The following is a 23,109-nucleotide window of genomic DNA, read 5'->3' on the forward strand; positions in this document are numbered from 1 at the left end:
GTTTTATAGGGTTAAACACTGAATGCTGGTGCGAGCAGCGGCTTGCGGGTACAGCCTGGCGACGTTTGCCAGTAGAGGGAGCAGGCCATTTGAATCGCGGTAATACTCAAACTGATTCGGTAACAGAATTCTTTTACCCTGGTCGTCCAGCTCCCTGTATTTGAGCCAGTTATGGATATCGAACTGGCTGGCGCGAGAGAGCCATCCCCCTGAACCGACGACTTTGCGTACGGTGGTGAGATCGCGACCCATCTGTAAATCCACATTACCCACGCAGGTGCAAACCTGCTTTTTAGTGCCCGCGTGGCGCTCAGCGGCATAGCCCACGCATAAACCTGCCAGCAGGGTGTCGAAATATTTCTCTTCCTCGCTGAGTGGCAGGTAATCCGGTTGCCCAACCAGGTGGCGTAGATAGCGGTAAAACGCTTCCTCGCGCTGTGGCTGCTGGGCGAAGATGACTTTCACCATATCCTGCGTGCTTTCTCCTACCACAACGGCGGAAACGCGCATTCCAAGGTCGCCTTCAACGGTACGTTTGACGAACGGTTCAGGAACACCATGCAGGACGGTATCGGGGGAGAGGGTATTCGCGCTGGCCGAATAGACATCCGTGGTGGCTCCGCCCATATCAATCAGCATGAATTCCTTCCATGCGCTGTCGTAATCGCTAATGGCTTTGACTAACTCATATACCGTCCATGGCGTCGGCATAGGCTCTTCGCCTGTTTCGCCGACGATAACGTCCAGACCTTTGCCTTTGACTATGCGTGACAAGAACACATCGCAAATCGCCTGGCGCGCGGCAAACGGATTCGGGTGATCGAGGTCCGGCAGAATGTTGTCTACCGTGGTCAGATCCTTATGTCCCAGAATCGTTTGTATTTCGTCCTGAATGTCCCGGTTTCCGGCGTAGATAATGGCGCAATCAAGCTTTGAGCCTGCCAGCGCGTGCGCATTCGCCAGGCCGTAACTTTCTTCGCCACCGTCTGTCCCGCCGGTAAACAACAGAATGTCTGGCGGTGATGATTCCAGCTCCTGGATGTCATGACGGTTCAGCTTGTACGAATAATATTGCGCGATTTTCGCTCCTGCCGAATGGGCGGTAACTTTTGCCGACTCCAGCGTAATGGAAGGCACCAGCCCCATTGCTGCAACGGCGAGCCCACCTTTCGCTGAGGAGGAGTATTTCAACTGCACTTCACCACTTTTCAGTAACGGGCGAGCATCGGCAACATTCAGCACCTGATTCAGGCTGGCAAAAAAACCGTCTGCCAGATGATGTGTGGTGGTTGGGGTCAGGACATGGTTTACCAGGGTTAATTCCTCGCCTTCATGTGCGAAGAGGGCTGCCTTGGTCCATGTCGAGCCGATATCGACAGAAACTGTTTGCATCAGATGGCCTCTTCCAGGCAACGCTGTTCGAGGCCATTGTGTTGGTGAATATCATTAGTGATAAGCGCGCAAACATCTTCCAGATCGTGGCTGGGGGCGAAAACCCGGTTAAAGCCCATCTCTTTAAACTTCACTTCCACGTCGGCGAAGTCATGTTTACCGACGACCAGGTTGCCGCCGACGTACAGCAGAATGTCGCCAAGGCCGCGTTCGATGCAGCGCTCACGTAATCCGAGGCAGTCAATGTCGCCATGACCGTAGATAGAGGACACCACGATGGCATCGGCGCCTGTTTCAATCGCAGCATCAATATATTCATCCTGGCTCACCATCACCCCGAGGTTGATTACGTGAAAATCATGAGCAGTAAAAACGCGATCCAGAACTTTATTACCTACTGCATGGCAGTCAGCACCGATGACGCCAATAACAAGTGTAGATTTCTTCATGGGTAATCCTCTGTAGGGCTGATGGTCAATAAGTGAAATTATTTTCTAATATTTAGAACATGGATTGTGACAACCTCTTAATAGGGTTGGAGTTTCTGTGGAAGCGAAAAAGGAAGCAATTGATCTATTTTCAAAATATCCTGAGAAAAATGATTGTTATATTTGTCATCTATAAAATCCTTTCATAATCAACGTGATAGATTATCTTTTCTTAGCTGGGTTTAATTTATTAGAGAATTGGGTAATAAATGACTTGCCATGTTTGTGATCGAAATCTTATTTTGTTATGCGCGCCGTTTATGACGTGTTTTAAATAATTTCGAAAATCCCAATTACTAATTAACTTGTGAACGACATAACGGTTTTTTCTTTTTTAATCTTATATGTCACAATTCATTTTTGTTAAATTTAGGATAAAAATGATAAGGAAATGTTTGTGGCATATTTAATCTTTGCCACATAAGAGAAGAGGGGGTGTTAATGATAACTTTCAGTGATGACTTAAGCGAAACGTCAGCGTTCTCTCGCAGAACGACAAACGCAATGCATCGGTCATTGTGGAACGTTTTCGCTTCCAGTTGAGATAGTTACATCTCGGTGTTAATTATAAGTAAAATTTAAATGAATAATTTGTATGAAATAACAAATCCATGACTTGCTAAACAAAAAACTGTGAGCTACCCAGCATTAGTGATTCTTTATCTTCTATCAATTAAGTCATCCGGGCTGGTTAAAAGATCGTGTACATTTAAATAAATATCCTATCATTTGTAGTAACGGCAATTACTCATTGAAAAACATATTGTTAACATCACGTTTACTAGTAGCGTGAGTGTTAAACACTATTAACATTAAGTTTGAAAATTGATTTAAATCAATGTTTAAAACTTGGAAAACAGCATCAAAAGAGGGTAAATTGCTTCAGATCAAATTGGTCTGAAAGTGGTAAATTAGCTATAAATTGATCACTATCGAAAAATGCAAATTTGTCTCGATAAAAACCTGTTTATTGTAAGGATTTTACGGCGTAATATAATTGCGGGATCAATTTGAGTGTTTTATTAACATGTTTGTAACCTTTCATCATTGTCCTTTCTTCAAATGAGAGGAAAGGGTAGCGGCGGAAGGAAGCAGATAAATTTGTATTGGGGCATGCGTGTGACCCTTTCTAACGGGGTTCACTCTCGGAGTCTTCATGCGATGAGCAAGGAGTCATGATGTTAGATATAGTCGAACTGTCGCGCTTACAGTTTGCCTTGACCGCGATGTACCACTTCCTGTTTGTGCCACTGACGCTCGGTATGGCGTTCTTGTTGGCCATCATGGAAACGGTCTACGTCCTTTCCGGCAAACAGATTTATAAAGATATGACCAAGTTCTGGGGCAAGTTGTTTGGTATCAACTTCGCTCTGGGTGTGGCTACCGGTCTGACCATGGAGTTCCAGTTCGGGACTAACTGGTCTTACTACTCCCACTATGTAGGGGATATTTTCGGTGCGCCGCTGGCGATCGAAGGTTTGATGGCCTTCTTCCTCGAATCCACCTTTGTAGGTCTGTTCTTCTTCGGCTGGGACCGTTTGGGTAAAGTCCAGCATATGTGTGTCACCTGGCTGGTGGCTCTGGGTTCTAACCTGTCCGCGTTGTGGATTCTGGTTGCGAACGGCTGGATGCAGAACCCAATCGCAGCGGATTTCAACTTCGAAACCATGCGTATGGAGATGCTGAGCTTCTCTGAACTGGTGCTCAACCCGGTAGCACAGGTGAAATTTGTTCACACTGTGGCATCTGGTTATGTATGTGGCGCGATGTTCGTTCTGGGTATCAGCTCCTACTATATGCTGCGCGGTCGTGACTTCGCGTTTGCTAAACGTTCTTTTGCTATCGCTGCCAGCTTTGGTATGGCTGCTATTCTGTCTGTTATCGTTCTGGGTGATGAATCTGGTTACGAAATGGGCGACGTGCAGAAAACCAAACTCGCTGCGATTGAAGCAGAATGGGAAACTCAGCCTGCACCGGCTTCCTTCACGCTGTTCGGTATTCCGGACCAGGATGCGCAGGAAAACCATTTTGCGATTCAAATTCCTTATGCGCTGGGCATCATTGCCACCCGCTCTGTTGATACACCAGTCATTGGTCTGAAAGATCTGATGGTGCAACACGAAGAGCGTATCCGTAACGGGATGAAAGCGTATCAGTTGCTGGAAGAACTGCGTGCTGGTACTACCGACCAGGCCGTTCGTGACCAGTTCAACAGCATGAAGAAAGACCTGGGTTATGGTCTGCTGTTGAAACGCTATACGGACAAAGTTACCGACGCGACCGAAGCGCAAATTCAGCAGGCAACGAAAGATTCTATTCCTCGCGTTGCGCCGCTGTACTTCGCTTTCCGTATCATGGTGGCATGCGGCATTCTGATGCTGGCAATTATCGCGGTGTCCTTCTGGACTGTGCTTCGTAACCGTATCGGTGAGAAAAAATGGCTGCTGCGCACCGCGCTGTATGCGATTCCTCTGCCGTGGATTGCTATTGAATCCGGTTGGTTTGTTGCAGAGTACGGTCGTCAACCGTGGGCGATTGGTGAAGTGTTACCAACAGCCGTAGCGAACTCTTCGCTGACTGCTGGCGACCTCATCTTCTCGATGCTGTTGATTTGCGGCCTGTATACCCTGTTCCTGGTGGCTGAACTGTATCTGATGTTCAAGTTCGCACGCCTTGGGCCGAGTAGCCTGAAAACCGGTCGTTATCACTACGAGCAGTCCACTGTGACTTCTCAGCCGGCACGCTAAGACAGGAGTCGTCAAATGATCGATTATGAAGTATTGCGTTTTATCTGGTGGCTGCTGGTTGGCATTCTGCTGATTGGTTTTGCGGTCACTGATGGCTTCGACATGGGGGTGGGCATGCTCACCCGTTTCCTCGGTCGTAATGATACCGAGCGTCGAATTATGATTAACTCCATTGCCCCGCACTGGGACGGTAACCAGGTTTGGCTCATCACCGCGGGTGGCGCACTGTTCGCTGCCTGGCCGATGGTCTATGCCGCTGCGTTCTCCGGTTTCTATGTGGCGATGATTCTGGTTCTGGCGTCCTTGTTCTTCCGTCCGGTCGGTTTTGACTACCGCTCTAAGATTGAAGATATGCGCTGGCGCAACATGTGGGACTGGGGCATCTTCATTGGTAGCTTCGTGCCACCGCTGGTGATTGGCGTGGCGTTCGGTAACCTGCTGCAAGGGGTTCCGTTCCACGTAGATGACTACATGCGTTTGTACTACACCGGTAACTTCTTCCAGTTGCTGAATCCGTTTGGTCTGCTGGCAGGTGTCGTGAGCGTTGGGATGATCATCACCCAGGGTGCGACCTATCTGCAGATGCGTACGGTAGGTGAACTGCATCTGCGTGCTCGTGCAACTTCACAGGTTGCGGCGCTGGTGACTCTGGTCTGCTTCGCGCTGGCCGGTGTGTGGGTAATTTACGGTATTGACGGTTATGTTGTGACCTCTGCACTGGATCATCATGCCGCCTCTAACCCGCTGACCAAAGAAGTGGCTCGTGTGGCTGGCGCATGGATGGTGAACTTTAACAATGCACCTATCCTGTGGCTGGTTCCTGCACTGGGCGTGGTTCTGCCGCTGTTAACCATCCTGACTTCTCGTATGGAGAAAGGGGCATGGGCGTTCGTCTTCTCCTCACTGACGTTAGCCTGCATCATCCTGACTGCCGGTATCGCAATGTTCCCGTTTGTGATGCCATCCAGCACCATGATGAACGCAAGTTTGACCATGTGGGATGCCACCTCCAGCCAGCGTACATTGAATCTGATGACCTGGGTCGCGGCGGTGTTTGTACCGATCATTCTGCTGTACACCAGCTGGTGTTACTGGAAGATGTTCGGTCGCATCACTAAAGAAGATATTGAAAGCAACACCCACTCTCTGTACTAAGTAAGGAGCTTAAAATGTGGTATTTCGCATGGATTTTGGGAACGCTTCTTGCCTGTGCATTTGGGATAATCACAGCGCTGGCGCTTGAGCACGTTGAATCAGGCAAAGCCGGGCAAGAAGATAGCTAATGACCAACATTATCGCGATGGTATACAACGCGATGGACAAGCGCCCCTTGCGGGCGCTTTCATTTGTGCTGGCAATCGTGTTGGCTGGCTGCATATTCTGGGATCCGTCTCGTTTCGCGGCCAAAACCAGCGAGCTTGAAATCTGGCATGGTTTCCTGCTGATGTGGGCGGTCTGCGCAGGCATTATTCACGGCGTTGGCTTCCGTCCTCGCGCCGTACATTGGCAGGGCATCTTCTGCCCGCTGATCGCGGATATTGTCCTCGTTGTTGGTCTGATTTTCTTCTTCTTTTGAATAAGAAACATCCTTAAATATTTATGGGCTTGCATAAGCCCATAATTTTTTACTCTCCGTTTACTTTCCCCCATTCCAAAGCACCATTCCCGCGCGTATAGTAGCGAAGTTTGAAAGCACTAACCTTTTGTTGCATTACCGGGATGTACAGTGAAGACAGCGCGATATACAACGACATTCTTGATGCATCGCGGCGGCAAGAACGCGAATCACCAGACGCTTACAAAGGTAAGTAACTGGTGCGAGTGGGCGAAGCCAACAAAGAGGCAGTAGGAATGAATAAGTATATGTTTCGATGGCCGGTTCGTGTCTATTATGAAGATACCGATGCCGGTGGGGTGGTTTACCACGCCAGTTACGTCGCTTTTTATGAAAGAGCACGCACAGAAATGCTTCGTCATCATCACTTCAGTCAGCAGGTCCTGTTGGCCGAACGTGTCGCCTTTGTGGTGCGCAAGATGACCCTCGAGTATTTTGCGCCTGCCCGGCTCGACGATATGCTCGAAGTTCAAACCGAAATTACGTCAATGCGTGGCACCTCATTGGTTTTCACGCAACGCATTGTCAACGCAGAGAACACCGTGCTGAATGAAGCCGAAGTTCTGATTGTTTGCGTTGATCCACTCAAAATGAAGCCTCGTGCGCTTCCCAAGTCTATTGTCGCGGAGTTTAAGCAGTGACTGACATGAATATCCTTGATTTGTTCCTGAAGGCAAGCCTTCTGGTTAAACTTATCATGTTGATTTTGATTGGTTTCTCAATCGCATCCTGGGCCATCATCATCCAACGGACCCGTATTCTTAATGCTGCTTCACGTGAAGCCGAAGCATTTGAAGACAAGTTCTGGTCCGGCATTGAATTGTCGCGCCTGTACCAGGAAAGCCAGGGGCGTCGTGATAATTTGGCGGGCTCGGAGCAAATTTTCTACAGCGGATTCAAAGAATTTGCGCGTTTGCATCGGGCAAATAGCCACGCGCCGGAAGCGGTCGTTGAGGGGGCTTCCCGTGCGATGCGTATCTCGATGAACCGTGAGCTGGAAACGCTGGAAACGCATATTCCATTCCTCGGAACCGTTGGCTCCATCAGCCCGTATATCGGTCTGTTCGGTACCGTTTGGGGGATCATGCACGCATTTATCGCGCTTGGCGCGGTAAAACAGGCGACGTTGCAAATGGTCGCACCGGGTATCGCAGAAGCGTTGATTGCAACGGCTATCGGTCTGTTTGCGGCAATCCCGGCGGTTATGGCCTACAACCGTCTGAACCAGCGCGTGAACAAACTGGAACTGAATTACGACAACTTTATGGAAGAGTTCACCGCGATTCTGCACCGCCAGGCGTTTACCGTTAGCGAGAGCAACAAGGGGTAAGCCATGGCCAGAACGCGTGGACGAGGTCGTCGCGAACTCAAGTCCGAAATCAATATTGTACCGCTGCTCGACGTACTGCTGGTGCTGTTGCTGATCTTTATGGCAACCGCACCGATCATTACGCAGAGTGTGGAAGTCGACCTGCCGGATGCGACCGAGTCGCAAGCCGTCAGCAGTAACGACGAACCCCCGGTCATTATTGAAGTTTCCGGTATTGGGCAATACAGCGTGGTGGTTGAGAAAGATCGTATGGATCAACTACCACCGGAGCAGGTTATTGCGGAAGCGAAAAGCCGCCTGCAGACCAATCCGAAAACGGTCTTTTTAATCGGTGGTGCGAAAGACGTGCCTTATGATGAAATAATTAAAGCGCTGAACTTGTTACACAGTGCAGGCGTAAAATCGGTTGGCTTGATGACGCAGCCAATCTGATGACTGCGTTTTGCTGGCTTGAAAGATAGCACGTAACAGGCGAACAGTTTTTTGGGAACCGAGAGTGTCAAAGGCAACCGAACAAAACGACAAGCTCAAAAGGGCGATAATTATTTCAGCGGTGCTGCATGTCATTTTATTTGCAGCGCTGATCTGGAGTTCGTTCGATGAGCACATTGATGCTTCAGCCGGCGGCGGTGGCGGTTCGTCCATCGACGCCGTTATGGTCGATCCAGGCGCCGTTGTGCAACAGTACGACAGGCAGCAGCAACAGCAGGCAAGTGCGAAACGTGCTGAAGAGCAGCGTGAAAAGCAGGCGCAGCAGCAAGCTGAAGAACTTCGCGAGAAGCAGGCAGCTGAGCAAGAGCGACTGAAGCAGCTGGAAAAAGAACGTTTAGCCGCGCAGGAAAAAGTGCGCGAACAGGCGGAACAGCAGAAGCAAGCTGAAGCCGCCGCAGCGAAAGCGCAAGAGCAACAGAAACAGGCTGAAGAGGCTGCGGCGAAGGCTGCTGCAGACGCGAAGGCTAAAGCTGATGCTCAGGCTAAGCAAGCGGCAGATGCCGCGAAGAAAGCCGCTGCGGACGCACAGAAAAAAGCTGAGGCTGAAGCCGCTAAAGCCGCCGCTGATGCGAAGAAAGCTGCAGAAGCACAAGCTGCTAAGGCAGCTGCGGACGCTGCGAAGAAAGCACAGGCTGAGGCCGCTAAGCAAGCAGCAGCCGAGAAAGCTGCTGCTGAGAAAGCAGAAAAAGCCGCTGCCGCGAAAGCTGCCGCTGCTGAAAAAGCGGCAGCTGATAAGAAAGCCGCTGCAGAAAAAGCAGCAGCAGACAAAAAAGCTGCAGCTGAGAAAGCCGCTGCCGATAAGAAAGCTGCGGCAGATAAAGCAGCTGCTGCTAAAAAGGCTGCGGCCGAAAAAGCCGCTGCAGCCTCTGGCGTTGACGACTTGTTGGGTGACCTGAGCTCCGGTAAGAATGCACCGAAATCGGGCGGTGGAGCGAAAGGAAACAATGCTTCCCCGGCAGGGAGTGGTAATACTAAAAATAATGGCGCATCGGGCGCGGACATCAGTAATTATGCAGGGCAGATTAAATCTGCTATTGAAAGTAAGTTCTACGACGCATCGTCCTATGCAGGCAAAACCTGTACGCTGCGGATAAAACTGGCTTCTGATGGTATGTTGCTGGATATTCAGTCTGAAGGTGGAGATCCCGCACTTTGTCAGGCTGCGCTTGCCGCAGCCCGACAGGCGAAGATTCCAAAACCACCAAGCCAGGCGGTATACGAAGTATTTAAAAACGCACCTCTGGACTTTAAACCGTAAGCTGGGTTTTCCCGAATTTTCGGAAGAAAACGGTCTAAGGTTGAGACAGAGTTCTGGTAGTTTTGTGTATTTGAGTTTGTTAACATTCTGCTAAATTATCGTGGGCTTTCCGTCCAGATAAGGGAGATATGATGAAGCAGGCATTACGAGTAGCATTTGGTTTTCTGATGCTGTGGGCAGCGGTGCTGCACGCAGAAGTACGTATCGAGATCACCCAGGGGGTGGACTCGGCGCGCCCGATTGGTGTTGTCCCCTTCCAGTGGGCAGGACCGGGTGCTGCACCTGAAGATATCGGTGGTATCGTAGGTGCTGACCTGCGTAACAGCGGTAAATTTAACCCGTTAGACCGTTCTCGTCTGCCTCAGCAGCCCGGTACCGCGCAGGAAGTTCAACCTGCCGCTTGGTCTGCGCTGGGCATTGATGCCGTAGTCGTCGGCCAGGTTACGCCGAACCCGGATGGTTCTTACAGCGTTGCCTATCAGCTGGTTGACACCGGTGGCGCACCGGGTACCGTACTGGCACAGAACACCTATAAAGTGAACAAGCAGTGGCTGCGTTACGCGGGCCATACTGCAAGTGACGAAGTGTTTGAAAAACTGACCGGCATTAAAGGTGCATTCCGTACCCGTATCGCTTATGTTGTTCAGACCAACGGTGGTCAGTTCCCGTACGAATTACGTGTGTCCGACTACGATGGTTACAACCAGTTCGTGGTACACCGTTCTCCGCAGCCGCTGATGTCTCCGGCGTGGTCCCCGGACGGTTCAAAACTGGCGTACGTTACCTTTGAAAGCGGTCGTTCTGCACTGGTTATTCAGACACTGTCTAACGGCGCGGTTCGTCAGGTAGCCTCGTTCCCACGTCACAACGGTGCGCCTGCGTTTTCTCCGGATGGCAGCAAACTGGCGTTTGCCCTGTCTAAAACCGGTAGCCTGAACCTGTATGTCATGGACATTGGTTCCGGTCAGATCCGTCAGGTGACGGATGGTCGTAGCAACAACACGGAACCTACCTGGTTCCCGGACAGCCAAAACCTGGCCTTTACGTCTGACCAGGCCGGTCGTCCGCAGGTATATAAAGTTAACGTCAACGGCGGTGCTCCGCAGCGCATTACCTGGGAAGGTTCGCAAAACCAGGATGCGGATGTGAGCAGCGACGGTAAATTTATGGTAATGGTAAGCTCGGCCAACGGTCAGCAACACATTGCCAAACAAGATCTGGTAGCGGGTGGCGTACAAGTTCTGTCGTCAACGTTCCTGGACGAAACGCCAAGTCTGGCACCTAACGGCACTATGGTAATCTACAGCTCTTCTCAGGGGATGGGATCCGTGCTGAATTTGGTTTCTACAGATGGGCGTTTCAAAGCGCGTCTTCCGGCAACTGATGGACAGGTTAAATTCCCTGCCTGGTCGCCGTATCTGTGATAATAAATAATTGATTAATAAAGGAATCATTGAAATGCAACTGAACAAAGTGCTGAAAGGGCTGATGATTGCTCTGCCTGTTATGGCTATTGCAGCGTGTTCTTCTAACAAGAACGCCAGCAATGACGGCAGCGAAGGCATGCTGGGTGCCGGCACTGGTATGGATGCAAACGGCAGCGGCAACATGTCTTCTGAAGAGCAAGCGCGTCTTCAGATGCAACAGCTGCAGCAGAACAACATCGTTTACTTCGATCTGGACAAGTACGATATCCGTTCTGACTTCGCTGCAATGCTGGATGCTCACGCTAACTTCCTGCGTAGCAACCCGTCTTACAAAGTCACCGTAGAAGGTCATGCGGACGAACGTGGTACTCCTGAGTACAACATCTCCCTGGGTGAGCGTCGTGCGAACGCCGTTAAGATGTACCTGCAGGGTAAAGGCGTTTCTGCTGACCAGATCTCCATCGTTTCTTACGGTAAAGAAAAACCTGCAGTACTGGGTCATGACGAAGCGGCTTACGCCAAAAACCGTCGCGCCGTACTGGTTTACTAAGAGAATTGCATGAGCAGTAACTTCAGACATCATCTGTTGAGTCTGTCGTTACTGGTTGGCATAGCGGCCCCCTGGGCCGCTTTTGCACAGGCGCCAATCAGTAGTGTCGGCTCTGGCTCGGTCGAAGACCGTGTCACTCAACTCGAGCGTATTTCTAACGCTCACAGTCAGCTTTTAACCCAACTCCAGCAACAACTCTCCGATAATCAGTCCGATATTGATTCCCTGCGCGGTCAAATTCAGGAAAATCAGTATCAACTGAATCAGGTTGTTGAACGCCAGAAGCAGATATTGCTGCAGATGAATAATCTTGGTAGCGGTAGTGCACCTGCGGCGCAATCTGCGGGCGGCGATCAGAGTGGGGCAGCAGCAACCCCTGCACCTGATGCGGGTGCAGCGGCAGCGTCAGGTGCTCCGGTACAAACTGGCGATGCGAATACCGATTACAATGCGGCCATTGCTCTGGTGCAGGATAAATCCCGCCAGGATGACGCGATTGAAGCATTTCAGAACTTCATTAAAAAGTACCCAGACTCAACTTACCTGCCAAATGCGAATTATTGGCTGGGTCAGTTGAATTACAACAAGGGGAAAAAAGATGATGCAGCGTTCTATTTTGCTTCAGTAGTCAAAAACTTCCCGAAATCACCAAAGGCTGCAGACGCGATGTATAAAGTCGGCGTCATCATGCAGGACAAAGGTGATAAAGAGAAAGCGAAAGCCGTTTATCAGCAGGTTATCACTAAATACCCTGGCACTGATGGCGCGAAACAAGCGCAAAAACGCCTTGGCGCGATGTAATGAACACCATGCGACCAGAAATCGTGTTAATTCTGGTCGCGTCGTGTGATTCCTAAGCAGTTGAGTTATTTACATCGAAATTTTTGTTGCGCTAAAATCTGAAATCAGTAATATATGCCGCCGTTGCCAAGGGATATCAAACAGCCCGAAAGCGGCAAAAAAAGTGGGTCGTTAGCTCAGTTGGTAGAGCAGTTGACTTTTAATCAATTGGTCGCAGGTTCGAATCCTGCACGACCCACCACTAACTTAGTTAGTAAGTAGTATCCAGCGCAGTATCGGGTGATTAGCTCAGCTGGGAGAGCACCTCCCTTACAAGGAGGGGGTCGGCGGTTCGATCCCGTCATCACCCACCACTCGGGGCGTTAGCTCAGTTGGTAGAGCAGTTGACTTTTAATCAATTGGTCGCAGGTTCGAATCCTGCACGCCCCACCAATTTATTGGTGGCACCGAGTAAAAATTTTCAGGTTATACCCGAGCGGGTCGTTAGCTCAGTTGGTAGAGCAGTTGACTTTTAATCAATTGGTCGCAGGTTCGAATCCTGCACGACCCACCATACTGAAAGTATAAAGAAGTAAACCCCATAAGGGGGCGTTAGCTCAGTTGGTAGAGCAGTTGACTTTTAATCAATTGGTCGCAGGTTCGAATCCTGCACGCCCCACCAAATTTAACATCGCACTCAGATGTTGAAAGTGAAGGATAACGTTGCTTTAGCAACGGCCCGTAAGGGCGAGACGAAGTCGAGTCATCCTGCACGCCCCACCAGTGTAAAAAGGCGCCCTAAAGGCGCCTTTTTGCTATCTGCGATTTATAAGATTCGAATCTGCTTGCCTGATGCGCTTCGCTTATCAGTCCTACAGACGACACTATTCACGTAGGCCGGATAAGACGTCAGTCGCCTTCCGGCATTCATCACACGCAATTATTGTGACTTTCTTACGCCAATCCGCTATCTTGTTTAGCATATAAAACAAATCTAACCGAATACGGCGTGCGTCACGCTTTTAATCGGTTATTTCGTTAAGCCAGTAAAACGAGAAAGCAAGATGAGCGTGATGTTTGATCCAGAAGCAGCAATTTATCCGTTTCCGCCGAAGCCAGCCCCGCTGAGTGTGGATGAAAAGCAATTTTATCGTGAAAAAATCAAGCGCCTGCTGAAAGAGCGTGATGCCGTTATGGTCGCGCACTATTACACCGATCCTGAAATTCAGCAGTTGGCCGAAGAGACCGGTGGTTGTATTTCTGATTCTCTGGAGATGGCGCGTTTCGGCTCAAAACATTCTGCCTCTACGCTGTTAGTTGCAGGCGTGAGGTTTATGGGGGAAACCGCCAAAATCCTCAGCCCGGAAAAGACCATCCTGATGCCGACCCTACAGGCGGAATGCTCATTAGATCTGGGCTGTCCGATTGATGCGTTCAGCGCGTTTTGCGATGCGCACCCGGATCGTACCGTGGTGGTTTACGCCAATACCTCAGCCGCCGTTAAAGCACGTGCGGACTGGGTCGTCACATCCAGTATCGCGGTAGAACTTATTGAGCATCTTGATAGTTTGGGTGAAAAAATCATCTGGGCTCCGGACAGACATCTGGGCAACTACGTCCAAAAACAGACCGGTGCAGACGTTCTTTGTTGGCAGGGGGCCTGTATCGTCCACGACGAATTTAAAACTCAGGCTTTAACACGCATGAAAGGGCTTTACCCTGATGCCGCGGTGTTGGTGCACCCGGAGTCCCCTCAGTCTATCGTTGATATGGCCGATGCGGTTGGCTCAACCAGCCAGTTAATCAACGCCGCTAAATCGTTACCGCATCAACAGCTGATTGTGGCGACTGACCGGGGCATATTTTACAAAATGCAGCAGGCCGTTCCGGATAAAGAATTGCTTGAAGCGCCGACGGCTGGTGAGGGGGCAACCTGTCGCAGCTGTGCGCATTGTCCGTGGATGGCGATGAACGGCCTCAAGGCGATTGCTGAGGGCCTGGAACAAGGCGGAGCGGCTCATGAGATACATGTTGATGCTGCGCTGCGAGAAGGGGCGTTGTTGCCGTTAAACCGCATGTTGGAATTTGCGGCTACACTTCGAGCTTAATTAATTTTTTTGCTCTGGGGGAAAAGATGGACTTTTTTAGCACGCAGAACATTCTGGTACATATTCCGATTGGCGCTGGCGGTTACGATCTGTCGTGGATCGAAGCTGTGGGTACGATCGCTGGGTTGCTGTGTATTGGCCTGGCGAGCCTTGAGAAAATCAGCAATTACTTCTTCGGCCTGATAAACGTCACGCTGTTTGCGATTATCTTCTTTCAGATCCAGCTCTATGCAAGCCTGTTGCTGCAAGTTTTCTTCTTTGCCGCCAACATCTACGGCTGGTATGCCTGGTCCAGGCAAACCAACCAGCATGAAGCGGAACTGAAAATTCGCTGGCTGCCGTTACCAAAAGCGATCGGCTGGCTGGCGGCTTGCGTGGTGGCGATCGGCCTGATGTCGGTCTATATCGATCCGGTCTTTGCGTTCCTGACCCGCATTGCGGTGAACATTATGCAGGCATTAGGATTGCAGGTTGTTGTGCCTGAGTTGCAACCCGATGCATTCCCGTTCTGGGACTCCTGCATGATGGTGTTGTCGATTGCGGCGATGATCCTGATGACGCGTAAGTACGTTGAAAACTGGCTGCTGTGGGTGATCATTAACGTAATAAGCGTAGTGATTTTCGCCCTGCAAGGCGTATATGCCATGTCGCTGGAGTATATGATCCTGACGGTTATCGCCCTGAACGGTAGCAGGATGTGGATTAACAGCGCGCGCGAGCGGGGTTCCCACGCGCTGTCCCATTAATGGTGATGGTGTGAATGGCCGGATACCCCCTGATACAGGTGGCAGTCCGGCCCATTACACGGCTGATACTCCATCTGGATCGTGGCGTGTTCAATCTGGTAGTGATGGATAAGGAAATGCTGAATACGCTCCAGCAGCGCGTCGTGATCGTGCGGCGGGACCACCTGCACATGCAGCGTCATTACCGGTTTTTCACCCACCATCCAGACATGGACATGGTGCACATTGCGGACTTCGGGGATATCCCGGCTGAGATGGCGCTGCAGTGCGGCGATATCCAGCGTCAGCGGGGCGCCTTCCAGTAATTCATTAACGCTATCCTTTAACAGTCGCCAGGCGCTACGCAGTACCAGCACGGAAACCAGAATCGAGAGAATCGGGTCCGCAGGCGTCCAGCCCGTCCAGATAATAATCAGCGCAGCGATGATCGCCCCGACCGAGCCGAGTAAATCGCCCATCACATGTAGTGCCGCGGCGCGGACGTTCAGGTTTTTCTCCTCACTGCCGCGGTGTAGAACCCAAAAAGCCAGCACGTTAGCCAGTAAACCCGCGACAGCTATAACCATCATCATGCCGCCAGCCACGGGGCGGGGCGTATGGAAGCGCTCAATGGCTTCCCAGACGATTAAAATGGTGATCACGACCAATGCGATGGCGTTAACAAACGCGGCCAGTGTCGTGAGCCTCAGCCAGCCGAAGGTGTGTCGTATTGTGGGCGGGCGATGGGAAAACCGGACGGCCAACAGCGCAAAAAGGAGCGCTGCGGCATCAGTGAGCATATGCCCGGCATCGGCCAACAAGGCCAGTGAACCTGAAAGTATGCCACCCACCACTTCAACCAACATAAATCCGGCTGTAATGCAGAATGCAAACATCAAGCGGCGGGCATTATTGTCCTTGGGTTGCTCAGAAGAAGTATGAGTATGCGAGTGCGCCATTATGCCATCCCTTTGTTATTCTCATCTTTACTGTATGCCATCATACCGTTTTTGGGATGATAAAATTAAAAAGGAGAGCTATTGCTCTCCCATTATTAGCTTTATTTTCAGCGTTACTGCGTAGTGCCATCAGTTTTTGTCTCAGCATCATTGTTAATGCCGTTTCCGGTCTCAACCTTCTTATTCACATCAGGGCAGCGACCGTCCTTACACATGGTGTTTTTGTGCATCTCGTCTTTGGTCATCTCTTCATGGTTCATTGATGAACCGTTCGGGTGCAGCATTGTGCCACCCGAATTCACGTTACTGTTGTCGACATTATTTGGTGCCACGTTTTCGCGTGCGTCTGGGGCGACCTGACCGGCATCCGCCGAGGAATTTGCCTGGCCGTTATTGGACTGCGTATTGGTTTCAGCTGCCAGCGCCGCGCCGCTGGCGAGGCTGAGTGTAGCGGTAAGAAAGAGTGAAGCCAGCTTTGTCATATGCATAATATGCTCCTGTTATGGTCGATATGTCGGATAACGTCTTCCAACAGTGCATGTGCCAGTTACATCATCAATATGTGGTTAATAGTTTTGCCAGAGAAATTAAACCCAGCATAGAATCTTGAAATTTATGAAAATTAAAGCTGTTACAGTTATAAATTGTAGGTTGGATCTCGTTTTTCGCTACTTTATTGCGTTTTTTTGGCCAATTCCAGGATTAATCCGTCCAAAGTGTAAAACCCCGTTTACACTTTATGACTGAAGATATAGATTGGAGGGATTGCATTCATTTATATAAGTATGGCAACGCTGGAATAATCATGAATTATCAGAACGACGATTTACGCATTAAAGAGATCAACGAGTTATTACCGCCAGTCGCATTGTTGGAAAAATTCCCCGCTACTGAAAATGCCGCAAACACGGTGGCTCATGCCCGTAAGGCGATTCATAAAATCCTGAAAGGGAGTGACGATCGCCTGCTGGTAGTGATTGGGCCTTGCTCTATTCATGATCCGGCAGCTGCCAAAGAGTATGCCGCTCGCCTACTGGCACTGCGTGAAGAGTTAAAAGACGAGCTTGAAATCGTTATGCGCGTCTATTTTGAAAAACCGCGAACTACCGTTGGCTGGAAAGGGCTTATCAACGATCCGCACATGGACAACAGCTTCCAGATCAACGATGGGCTGCGCATTGCGCGTAAACTGCTGCTGGATATCAATGACAGCGGATTGCCTGCTGCGGGTGAATTCCTCGATATGATTACGCCGCAATACCTCGCCGACCTGATGAGCTGGGGCGCGATTGGGGCACGTACCACAGAATCTCAGGTGCACCGCGAATTGGCGTCTGGTCTGTCCTGCCCGGTTGGCTTTAAAAACGGTACTGATGGCACGATAAAAGTAGCGATTGATGCGATTAACGCCGCAGGAGCGCCGCACTGCTTCCTGTCTGTGACCAAATGGGGTCATTCGGCGATCGTAAATACCAGTGGTAATGGCGATTGCCATATTATTTTGCGCGGCGGCAAAGAGCCGAACTACAGCGCTCAGCACGTTGCCGATGTGAAAGAAGGTCTGATCAAAGCAGGGCTTTCAGCGCAGGTGATGATCGACTTTAGCCATGCCAACTCCAGCAAGCAGTTCAAAAAGCAGATGGATGTCGCGAAAGATGTTTGCGGACAAGTTGCTGGGGGCGAAAAAGCAATTATTGGTGTGATGATCGAAAGCCATCTGGTAGAAGGTAATCAGAACCCGGATAGCGGTGAGCCGCTGACCTACGGTAAGAGCATCACCGACGCCTGCATTGGCTGGGAAGATACCGATGCAGTATTGCGCCAGCTGGCGGATGCTGTAAAAGCGCGCCGCGGTTAAAAAATTCATCCGGGCTACGCTCGGTAGGCCGGATAAGGCAACGCCGTCATCCGGCAATAAAAAAGCGTGGAGCATTCCACGCTTTTCTCGTTTGATCCGGGATGAAAATTACTTCGCTTTACCCTGGTTCGCAACGGCTGCCGCTTTTGCTGCGATCTCGTCAGCATTACCCAGATAGTAGTGTTTGATTGGTTTGAAGTTTTCGTCGAACTCATATACCAGCGGTACGCCGGTCGGGATGTTCAGTTCAAGGATCTCATCTTCGCCCATGTTATCCAGATATTTAACCAGCGCACGCAGAGAGTTACCGTGAGCGGCGATAATTACGCGCTCACCGCTTTTCATGCGCGGCAGAATGGTTTCGTTCCAGTAGGGGATAACGCGATCGATGGTCAGCGCCAGGCTTTCGGTAACCGGTAACTCTTTGTCGGTCAACTTCGCATAACGCGGATCGTGACCCGGATAACGCTCGTCATCTTTGGTCAGTTCCGGTGGCGTTACCGCAAAGCCGCGACGCCATTGCTTAACCTGCTCGTCACCGTATTTTTCAGCGGTTTCAGCTTTGTTCAGACCCTGCAGCGCGCCGTAATGACGTTCGTTCAGTTTCCAGGATTTTTCAACCGGCAGCCAGGCCTGATCCAGTTCGTCCAGTACGTTCCACAGGGTGTGGATGGCACGTTTCAGCACAGAGGTATAAGCAAAATCGAAGCTGTAGCCTTCTTCTTTCAGCAGTTTACCTGCCGCTTTTGCTTCGCCCACGCCTTTCTCTGACAGATCAACGTCATACCAACCGGTAAAACGGTTTTCGTTGTTCCACTGACTTTCACCGTGACGTACCAGAACCAGCTTAGTTACAGCCATACACTCACTCCTATAAATCATATTGAATGATAATAATTCTCATTATATTGCCGTAAAGCGTCAGCGGCAATGCTTACGCATAACCATAGCGAAAATAGCGCCACAGTGTAAGGTTCTTGTGAATTCAAGGTTGCGATTTTGTCTTTGAGTGGTGGGGATTTGAGCGGTTCTACTGTGATAAACAAATAACAGGCCCGCTACGTTACGTCATCGGGCCTGTGAGGGGAAAGGATCAGACTGGAATAAACTGATATTCCGTCACGCTGGCATACTCTTCGCCCGGGCGTAAGAAGCAGTCCGGCTGCTGCCACTCTGGATGGTTTGGGCTGTCCGGGAGAAACTCACTTTCCAGCGCCAGACCTTGCCAGTCTTCGTAGGCATCAGGCCCACGAGATGGTGTACCGCCGAGGAAGTTGCCGGAGTAAAACTGCAATGCCGGGGCGGAGGTGTATACCACCATCTGCAGTTTTTCATCCTGGGACCACAGTCGGGCGACCGGCGTACGCGCATTGCCCTGTGCCTGAAGCAGGAAGGCGTGATCGTAACCTTTTACCTTGCGCTGATCGTCATCGGCAAGAAATTCACTGCTAATGATTTTAGCCGAGCGGAAATCGAAAGTGCTACCAGCGACGGATTTCAGCCCGTCATGCGGAATGCCCATTTCATTAACCGGCAAGTACTCGTCCGCCATAATTTGCAGCTTATGCTGGCGCACATCCGTTTTGTCACCGTCGAGGTTAAAATAAACGTGATTCGTCAGATTCACCGGGCAGGGCTTATCGACCGTGGCGCGGTAGGTTATCGAAATACGATTATCGTCAGTCAGGCGATACTGCGCGGTAGCGCAAAGATTACCAGGGAAACCCTGGTCGCCATCGTCAGACGTTAAAGCGAACAGTACCTGACGGTCATTCTGATTGACTATCTGCCAGCGGCATTTGTCGAAACCATCCGGCCCGCCGTGCAGTTGGTTGTCGCCCTGACTTGGTATTAATTCGACGGTTTCGCCGGCAAAGGTATAACGACTGTTGGCGATACGGTTAGCGTAGCGACCAATCGAGGCCCCCAAAAATGCAGCCTGTTCCGGGTATTGTTCCGGGCTGGCGCACCCGAGTATGGCTTCGCGCACGCTACCATCGCTAAGCGGAATACGCGCAGAGAGCAGGGTTGCGCCCCAGTCCATGAGCGTGACCACCATCCCTGCGTCATTGCGCAGGGTGAGCAGGCGAAACGGCTGACCGTCCGGAGCCTGCACAGGGATTTCGTTTAACATTGTCCGGCTCCTTGAGAAGGTTTGCAGACGTAGAATGTTTCTTTGATACCGGTTTTTGCTTCGTACTGCTCGGCGACAGCCTGCTGAACGGCAGGTACCAAATCTTGTGGGATCAGCGCCACGATGCAGCCGCCGAAGCCGCCGCCGGTCATACGTACACCGCCTTTATCGCCGATGGTCGCTTTGACAATCTCTACCAGCGTATCAATTTGCGGCACGGTAATTTCAAAGTCATCGCGCATTGAGGCGTGAGATTCCGCCATCAGCTGGCCCATGCGCAGCAGGTCGCCTTTTTCCAGCGCCTGTGCGGCTTCAACGGTACGCGCATTTTCCGTGATCACGTGGCGAACGCGTTTGGCGACAATCGGATCCAGTTCGTGGGCGACGGCGTTAAACGCTTCAAGGCTGACATCACGCAGCGCTGGCTGCTGGAAGAAACGCGCGCCGGTTTCACACTGTTCGCGACGGGTATTGTATTCGCTACCGACCAATGTGCGTTTAAAGTTACTGTTGATGATCACCACCGCTACGCCCTCAGGCATGGAAACGGCTTTGGTGCCCAGCGTTCGGCAGTCGATCAGTAGCGCATGATCTTTCTTACCAAGTGCCGAGATCAGTTGATCCATAATGCCGCAGTTACAGCCGACAAACTGGTTTTCAGCTTCCTGGCCATTCAGGGCAATCTGCGCGCCGTCGAGCGGCAGATGATAGAGCTGCTGGAATACCGTACCCACAGCGACTTCCAGTGAGGCAGAAGAGCTTAAGCCCGCACCCTGCGGGACGTTACCGCTGATCACCAGATCCGCGCCGCCAAAGGCGTTATTGCGCTTTTGCAGATGTTTCACTACGCCACGCACGTAGTTTGACCACTGCTGGCTGTCATGAGCGATAATTGGCGCATCAAGCGAGAACTCATCAACCTGATTGTCGTAATCAGCGGCGATCACACGGACTTTTCGATCGTCGCGTGCCGCACAGCTGATAACGGTTTGATAGTCGATAGCGCAGGGCAGAACGAAGCCGTCGTTATAATCGGTATGTTCACCGATCAGGTTCACACGACCCGGTGCCTGAATAGTATGGGTGGCAGGGTAGCCAAATGTTTCAGCAAACAGAGATTGTGTTTTTTCTTTCAGACTCATTATTTAAACTCCGGATTCGCGAAAATGGATGTCGCTGACCGCACGCAGTCGTTCAGCCGCTTGTTCTGCCGTCAGGTCGCGCTGGGTTTCTGCCAGCATTTCATATCCGACCATAAATTTACGCACGGTCGCGGAACGCAGCAGCGGCGGGTAAAAGTGTGCGTGCAACTGCCAGTGTTGGTTTTCTTCACCGTTAAACGGTGCGCCGTGCCAGCCCATAGAATAGGGGAATGAGCACTGGAACAGGTTGTCATAACGACTGGTCAGTTTTTTCAACGCCAGCGCCAGGTCAGCACGCTGTTCGTAGGTCAAATCGGTAATTCGCAACACGTGCGCTTTCGGCAGCAGCAGCGTTTCGAACGGCCACGCGGCCCAGTAAGGGACAACTGCCAGCCAGTGCTCGGTTTCAACGACCGTACGGCTGCCGTCCGCCAGCTCACGCTGGACGTAATCAACGAGCATCGGTGCGCCTTGTTCGGCGAAGTACGCTTTCTGCAGGCGATCTTCACGTTCGGCTTCGTTAGGCAAAAAGCTGTTGGCCCAAATTTGTCCGTGTGGATGCGGGTTCGAGCATCCCATCGCTGCGCCTTTATTCTCAAATACCTGCACCCAGGGATAGGTTTTGCCTAAGTCTTCAGTCTGTTCCTGCCACGTTTTCACAATTTCTGTTAGTGCAGGGACGCTGAGTTCCGGCAGCGTTTTGCTGTGATCGGGCGAGAAGCAAATTACACGGCTGGTACCGCGCGCGCTCTGGCATCGCATTAACGGATCGTGACTGTCCGGGGCGTCCGGGGTATCGGACATCAGCGCCGCAAAGTCATTGGTAAAGACATAGGTCCCGGTGTAATCCGGGTTTTTGTCGCCGGTAACGCGCGTATTGCCAGCGCACAGGAAGCAGTCCGGGTCATGTGCAGGCAGTACCTGCTTAGACGGAGTTTCCTGTGCCCCTTGCCACGGGCGTTTGGCGCGATGTGGTGATACGAGGATCCACTGCCCGGTGAGCGGGTTAAAACGGCGATGTGGATGATCGACAGGATTGAATTGCGTCATGATTGGTCCTTAATCCGAATATCCCTGCGGGTGGCGTGACTGCCAGTGCCAGGTATCTTGTGCCATTTCATCCAGTGTGCGGGTCACGCGCCAGTTGAGCTCGCGATCGGCTTTGCTGGCGTCAGCCCAGTAGGCCGGAAGATCGCCATCACGGCGCGGGGCGAAATGGTAATTCACCGGTTTACCGCAAGCTTTGCTGAAGGCGTTGACCACGTCCAGAACGCTGCTGCCGATGCCTGCACCGAGGTTGTAAATATGTACGCCCTGTTTGCCCGCCAGTTTTTCCATGGCAGCAACATGGCCGTCGGCGAGATCCATCACGTGGATGTAGTCGCGTACGCCGGTGCCATCTTCAGTAGGGTAGTCATTGCCAAATATGGCAAGAGATTCGCGACGGCCAACGGCAACCTGCGCGATGTAAGGCATCAGGTTGTTTGGAATACCTTGCGGATCTTCCCCCATATCTCCCGATGGATGAGCGCCAACCGGGTTAAAGTAGCGCAGCAGGGCAATGCTCCAGTCGGGCTGTGCTTTTTGCAGATCGGTCAGGATCTGTTCCACCATCAGCTTGCTTTTGCCGTACGGACTTTGCGGCGTGCCGGTGGGGAAGCTTTCAACGTAAGGAATTTGCGGCTGATCGCCATAGACGGTCGCGGAGGAGCTGAAAATGAAGTTTTTCACGTTGGCAGCGCGCATTGCATTCACCAGACGCAGAGTGCCGTTGACGTTGTTGTCATAGTACTCCAGCGGCTTGGCAACGGATTCTCCAACGGCTTTTAAACCGGCAAAATGGATGACCGTATCAATGGCATGATCGTGCAGAATTTCGGTTATCAGCGCTTCGTTACGGATGTCTCCTTCCACGAAGGTCGGATGCTTGCCGCCTAAACGCTCAATGACGGGCAGTACGCTACGCTTGCTGTTGCAGAGATTATCCAGGATCACCACTTCGTGACCGTTTTTCAGCAACTGCACGCAAGTGTGGCTTCCAATGTAACCGCTACCACCTGTAACCAATACTCTCATAATTCGCTCCGTTAAGCCTATGGTATGC

The 23,109-nt window shown here is 51.2% G+C and carries 23 protein-coding genes and 5 tRNA genes; 19 read left to right on the forward strand and 9 right to left on the reverse strand.

From position 1 onward, the window contains the following. Window positions 1-3 precede the first annotated feature (3 nt). Both glmL and glmS read right to left on the reverse strand, forming a co-directional pair. Window positions 4-1,392, reverse strand: coding sequence for a methylaspartate mutase accessory protein GlmL (gene glmL, locus BZK40_RS10935; protein ID WP_003831429.1), 1,389 nt, complete (start codon window positions 1,390-1,392; stop codon window positions 4-6). After that, window positions 1,392-1,841 (reverse strand): methylaspartate mutase subunit S, encoded by a 450-nt coding sequence (gene glmS, locus BZK40_RS10940; protein WP_003022963.1) that lies wholly within the window; start codon window positions 1,839-1,841, stop codon window positions 1,392-1,394. Before glmS ends, glmL begins: the two co-directional genes overlap by 1 nt. Window positions 1,842-3,058: 1,217 nt before the next feature. Between glmS and cydA the strand changes: the two genes are divergently transcribed. The 18 genes from cydA (at window position 3,059) to pnuC (ending at window position 14,933) form a co-directional block, all read left to right on the forward strand. After that, a complete protein-coding gene (gene cydA / locus BZK40_RS10945; RefSeq protein WP_008784156.1) occupies window positions 3,059-4,627 on the forward strand; it encodes a cytochrome ubiquinol oxidase subunit I in 1,569 nt (522 codons plus the stop codon). Between the two features lie 15 nt (window positions 4,628-4,642). Beyond that, window positions 4,643-5,782, forward strand: coding sequence for a cytochrome d ubiquinol oxidase subunit II (gene cydB / locus BZK40_RS10950; RefSeq protein ID WP_003831431.1), 1,140 nt, complete (start codon window positions 4,643-4,645; stop codon window positions 5,780-5,782). Window positions 5,783-5,796: 14 nt separating this feature from the next. Beyond that, window positions 5,797-5,910 (forward strand): cytochrome bd-I oxidase subunit CydX, encoded by a 114-nt coding sequence (cydX, locus tag BZK40_RS10955; RefSeq protein WP_003022970.1) that lies wholly within the window; start codon window positions 5,797-5,799, stop codon window positions 5,908-5,910. Beyond that, window positions 5,910-6,203 carry a cyd operon protein YbgE gene (ybgE, locus tag BZK40_RS10960; protein ID WP_003831434.1) on the forward strand — a complete coding sequence of 98 codons (294 nt, stop codon included), beginning with the start codon at window positions 5,910-5,912 and terminating at the stop codon, window positions 6,201-6,203. The genes cydX and ybgE overlap by 1 nt, the downstream gene beginning before the upstream one ends. A 275-nt stretch (window positions 6,204-6,478) precedes the next feature. Then, window positions 6,479-6,883 carry a tol-pal system-associated acyl-CoA thioesterase gene (ybgC, locus tag BZK40_RS10965; RefSeq protein WP_003831439.1) on the forward strand — a complete coding sequence of 135 codons (405 nt, stop codon included), beginning with the start codon at window positions 6,479-6,481 and terminating at the stop codon, window positions 6,881-6,883. Then, window positions 6,880-7,572 (forward strand): Tol-Pal system protein TolQ, encoded by a 693-nt coding sequence (gene tolQ, locus BZK40_RS10970; protein ID WP_003022976.1) that lies wholly within the window; start codon window positions 6,880-6,882, stop codon window positions 7,570-7,572. The genes ybgC and tolQ overlap by 4 nt, the downstream gene beginning before the upstream one ends. Before the next feature lie 3 nt (window positions 7,573-7,575). Continuing rightward, window positions 7,576-8,004 carry a colicin uptake protein TolR gene (gene tolR / locus BZK40_RS10975; protein WP_003022978.1) on the forward strand — a complete coding sequence of 143 codons (429 nt, stop codon included), beginning with the start codon at window positions 7,576-7,578 and terminating at the stop codon, window positions 8,002-8,004. A 64-nt stretch (window positions 8,005-8,068) separates the two neighbouring features. Beyond that, entirely contained in the window at window positions 8,069-9,322 is a 1,254-nt protein-coding gene (gene tolA, locus BZK40_RS10980) for a cell envelope integrity protein TolA (protein WP_079934627.1), read from the forward strand. Window positions 9,323-9,453: 131 nt separating this feature from the next. Next, a complete protein-coding gene (tolB, locus tag BZK40_RS10985; RefSeq protein WP_003022981.1) occupies window positions 9,454-10,746 on the forward strand; it encodes a Tol-Pal system beta propeller repeat protein TolB in 1,293 nt (430 codons plus the stop codon). Window positions 10,747-10,780: 34 nt separating this feature from the next. Continuing rightward, complete coding sequence (pal, locus tag BZK40_RS10990) at window positions 10,781-11,299, forward strand: peptidoglycan-associated lipoprotein Pal (protein WP_003022983.1); 519 nt, start codon at window positions 10,781-10,783, stop codon at window positions 11,297-11,299. 9 nt (window positions 11,300-11,308) lie between these two features. Continuing rightward, window positions 11,309-12,100, forward strand: coding sequence for a cell division protein CpoB (cpoB, locus tag BZK40_RS10995; protein WP_003831441.1), 792 nt, complete (start codon window positions 11,309-11,311; stop codon window positions 12,098-12,100). A 165-nt stretch (window positions 12,101-12,265) separates the two neighbouring features. Beyond that, window positions 12,266-12,341 (forward strand) — tRNA-Lys (locus tag BZK40_RS11000). 36 nt (window positions 12,342-12,377) lie between these two features. Continuing rightward, a tRNA-Val gene (locus BZK40_RS11005) sits at window positions 12,378-12,453 on the forward strand. Window positions 12,454-12,456: 3 nt separating this feature from the next. Continuing rightward, window positions 12,457-12,532, forward strand: a tRNA-Lys gene (locus tag BZK40_RS11010). A gap of 45 nt (window positions 12,533-12,577) precedes the next feature. Further along, window positions 12,578-12,653 (forward strand) — tRNA-Lys (locus BZK40_RS11015). A gap of 32 nt (window positions 12,654-12,685) precedes the next feature. Further along, a tRNA-Lys gene (locus tag BZK40_RS11020) sits at window positions 12,686-12,761 on the forward strand. 382 nt (window positions 12,762-13,143) lie between these two features. Continuing rightward, window positions 13,144-14,187 (forward strand): quinolinate synthase NadA, encoded by a 1,044-nt coding sequence (gene nadA / locus BZK40_RS11025; RefSeq protein WP_003837113.1) that lies wholly within the window; start codon window positions 13,144-13,146, stop codon window positions 14,185-14,187. 26 nt (window positions 14,188-14,213) lie between these two features. Beyond that, complete coding sequence (gene pnuC, locus BZK40_RS11030) at window positions 14,214-14,933, forward strand: nicotinamide riboside transporter PnuC (RefSeq protein WP_008784161.1); 720 nt, start codon at window positions 14,214-14,216, stop codon at window positions 14,931-14,933. Here pnuC and zitB read toward each other — a convergent pair. Next, window positions 14,930-15,871 carry a CDF family zinc transporter ZitB gene (zitB, locus tag BZK40_RS11035; RefSeq protein WP_032942740.1) on the reverse strand — a complete coding sequence of 314 codons (942 nt, stop codon included), beginning with the start codon at window positions 15,869-15,871 and terminating at the stop codon, window positions 14,930-14,932. The two genes, pnuC and zitB, sit on opposite strands and share 4 nt — an antisense overlap. A 113-nt stretch (window positions 15,872-15,984) precedes the next feature. Further along, a complete protein-coding gene (locus tag BZK40_RS11040) occupies window positions 15,985-16,359 on the reverse strand; it encodes a YbgS-like family protein (protein ID WP_057066490.1) in 375 nt (124 codons plus the stop codon). 317 nt (window positions 16,360-16,676) lie between these two features. On the opposite strand from BZK40_RS11040, the gene aroG reads away from it, so the two are divergent. Further along, window positions 16,677-17,729 carry a 3-deoxy-7-phosphoheptulonate synthase AroG gene (aroG, locus tag BZK40_RS11045; protein ID WP_020996538.1) on the forward strand — a complete coding sequence of 351 codons (1,053 nt, stop codon included), beginning with the start codon at window positions 16,677-16,679 and terminating at the stop codon, window positions 17,727-17,729. A 108-nt stretch (window positions 17,730-17,837) separates the two neighbouring features. On the opposite strand, the gene gpmA is transcribed toward aroG, so the two are convergent. The 5 genes from gpmA to galE all read right to left on the reverse strand — a co-directional run bounded on the left by gpmA (window position 17,838) and on the right by galE (window position 23,081). Beyond that, window positions 17,838-18,590: a 2,3-diphosphoglycerate-dependent phosphoglycerate mutase gene (gene gpmA, locus BZK40_RS11050; protein ID WP_003022999.1), complete on the reverse strand. Its 753-nt coding sequence runs from the start codon at window positions 18,588-18,590 to the stop codon at window positions 17,838-17,840. 232 nt (window positions 18,591-18,822) lie between these two features. Continuing rightward, a complete protein-coding gene (gene galM / locus BZK40_RS11055) occupies window positions 18,823-19,863 on the reverse strand; it encodes a galactose-1-epimerase (RefSeq protein ID WP_079934628.1) in 1,041 nt (346 codons plus the stop codon). Then, complete coding sequence (galK, locus tag BZK40_RS11060) at window positions 19,857-21,005, reverse strand: galactokinase (RefSeq protein ID WP_032942744.1); 1,149 nt, start codon at window positions 21,003-21,005, stop codon at window positions 19,857-19,859. Before galK ends, galM begins: the two co-directional genes overlap by 7 nt. 3 nt (window positions 21,006-21,008) lie before the next feature. Continuing rightward, the gene (gene galT / locus BZK40_RS11065; RefSeq protein ID WP_079934629.1) at window positions 21,009-22,055 is read right to left on the reverse strand and encodes a galactose-1-phosphate uridylyltransferase; all 1,047 of its coding nucleotides are present in this window, start codon (window positions 22,053-22,055) and stop codon (window positions 21,009-21,011) included. A gap of 9 nt (window positions 22,056-22,064) precedes the next feature. Next, window positions 22,065-23,081 (reverse strand): UDP-glucose 4-epimerase GalE, encoded by a 1,017-nt coding sequence (gene galE, locus BZK40_RS11070; protein ID WP_003831462.1) that lies wholly within the window; start codon window positions 23,079-23,081, stop codon window positions 22,065-22,067. Between the last annotated feature and the right edge of the window lie 28 nt (window positions 23,082-23,109).

Source organism: Citrobacter portucalensis, from assembly GCF_002042885.1.
In the GTDB taxonomy this organism is placed as follows: Bacteria; Pseudomonadota; Gammaproteobacteria; order Enterobacterales; family Enterobacteriaceae; genus Citrobacter; species Citrobacter portucalensis.

Coding starts and splice junctions, on each gene's coding strand:
- glmS (WP_003022963.1), bottom strand. CDS start 1,841: ATGAAGAAATCTACACTTGTTATTGGCGTCATCGGTGCTGACTGCCAT.
- galT (WP_079934629.1), bottom strand. CDS start 22,055: ATGACGCAATTCAATCCTGTCGATCATCCACATCGCCGTTTTAACCCG.
- BZK40_RS11040 (WP_057066490.1), bottom strand. CDS start 16,359: ATGCATATGACAAAGCTGGCTTCACTCTTTCTTACCGCTACACTCAGC.
- pal (WP_003022983.1), top strand. CDS start 10,781: ATGCAACTGAACAAAGTGCTGAAAGGGCTGATGATTGCTCTGCCTGTT.
- gpmA (WP_003022999.1), bottom strand. CDS start 18,590: ATGGCTGTAACTAAGCTGGTTCTGGTACGTCACGGTGAAAGTCAGTGG.
- cpoB (WP_003831441.1), top strand. CDS start 11,309: ATGAGCAGTAACTTCAGACATCATCTGTTGAGTCTGTCGTTACTGGTT.
- aroG (WP_020996538.1), top strand. CDS start 16,677: ATGAATTATCAGAACGACGATTTACGCATTAAAGAGATCAACGAGTTA.
- ybgC (WP_003831439.1), top strand. CDS start 6,479: ATGAATAAGTATATGTTTCGATGGCCGGTTCGTGTCTATTATGAAGAT.
- galM (WP_079934628.1), bottom strand. CDS start 19,863: ATGTTAAACGAAATCCCTGTGCAGGCTCCGGACGGTCAGCCGTTTCGC.
- tolB (WP_003022981.1), top strand. CDS start 9,454: ATGAAGCAGGCATTACGAGTAGCATTTGGTTTTCTGATGCTGTGGGCA.
- cydB (WP_003831431.1), top strand. CDS start 4,643: ATGATCGATTATGAAGTATTGCGTTTTATCTGGTGGCTGCTGGTTGGC.
- glmL (WP_003831429.1), bottom strand. CDS start 1,392: ATGCAAACAGTTTCTGTCGATATCGGCTCGACATGGACCAAGGCAGCC.
- galK (WP_032942744.1), bottom strand. CDS start 21,005: ATGAGTCTGAAAGAAAAAACACAATCTCTGTTTGCTGAAACATTTGGC.
- tolR (WP_003022978.1), top strand. CDS start 7,576: ATGGCCAGAACGCGTGGACGAGGTCGTCGCGAACTCAAGTCCGAAATC.
- cydX (WP_003022970.1), top strand. CDS start 5,797: ATGTGGTATTTCGCATGGATTTTGGGAACGCTTCTTGCCTGTGCATTT.
- pnuC (WP_008784161.1), top strand. CDS start 14,214: ATGGACTTTTTTAGCACGCAGAACATTCTGGTACATATTCCGATTGGC.
- galE (WP_003831462.1), bottom strand. CDS start 23,081: ATGAGAGTATTGGTTACAGGTGGTAGCGGTTACATTGGAAGCCACACT.
- cydA (WP_008784156.1), top strand. CDS start 3,059: ATGTTAGATATAGTCGAACTGTCGCGCTTACAGTTTGCCTTGACCGCG.
- ybgE (WP_003831434.1), top strand. CDS start 5,910: ATGACCAACATTATCGCGATGGTATACAACGCGATGGACAAGCGCCCC.
- zitB (WP_032942740.1), bottom strand. CDS start 15,871: ATGGCGCACTCGCATACTCATACTTCTTCTGAGCAACCCAAGGACAAT.
- nadA (WP_003837113.1), top strand. CDS start 13,144: ATGAGCGTGATGTTTGATCCAGAAGCAGCAATTTATCCGTTTCCGCCG.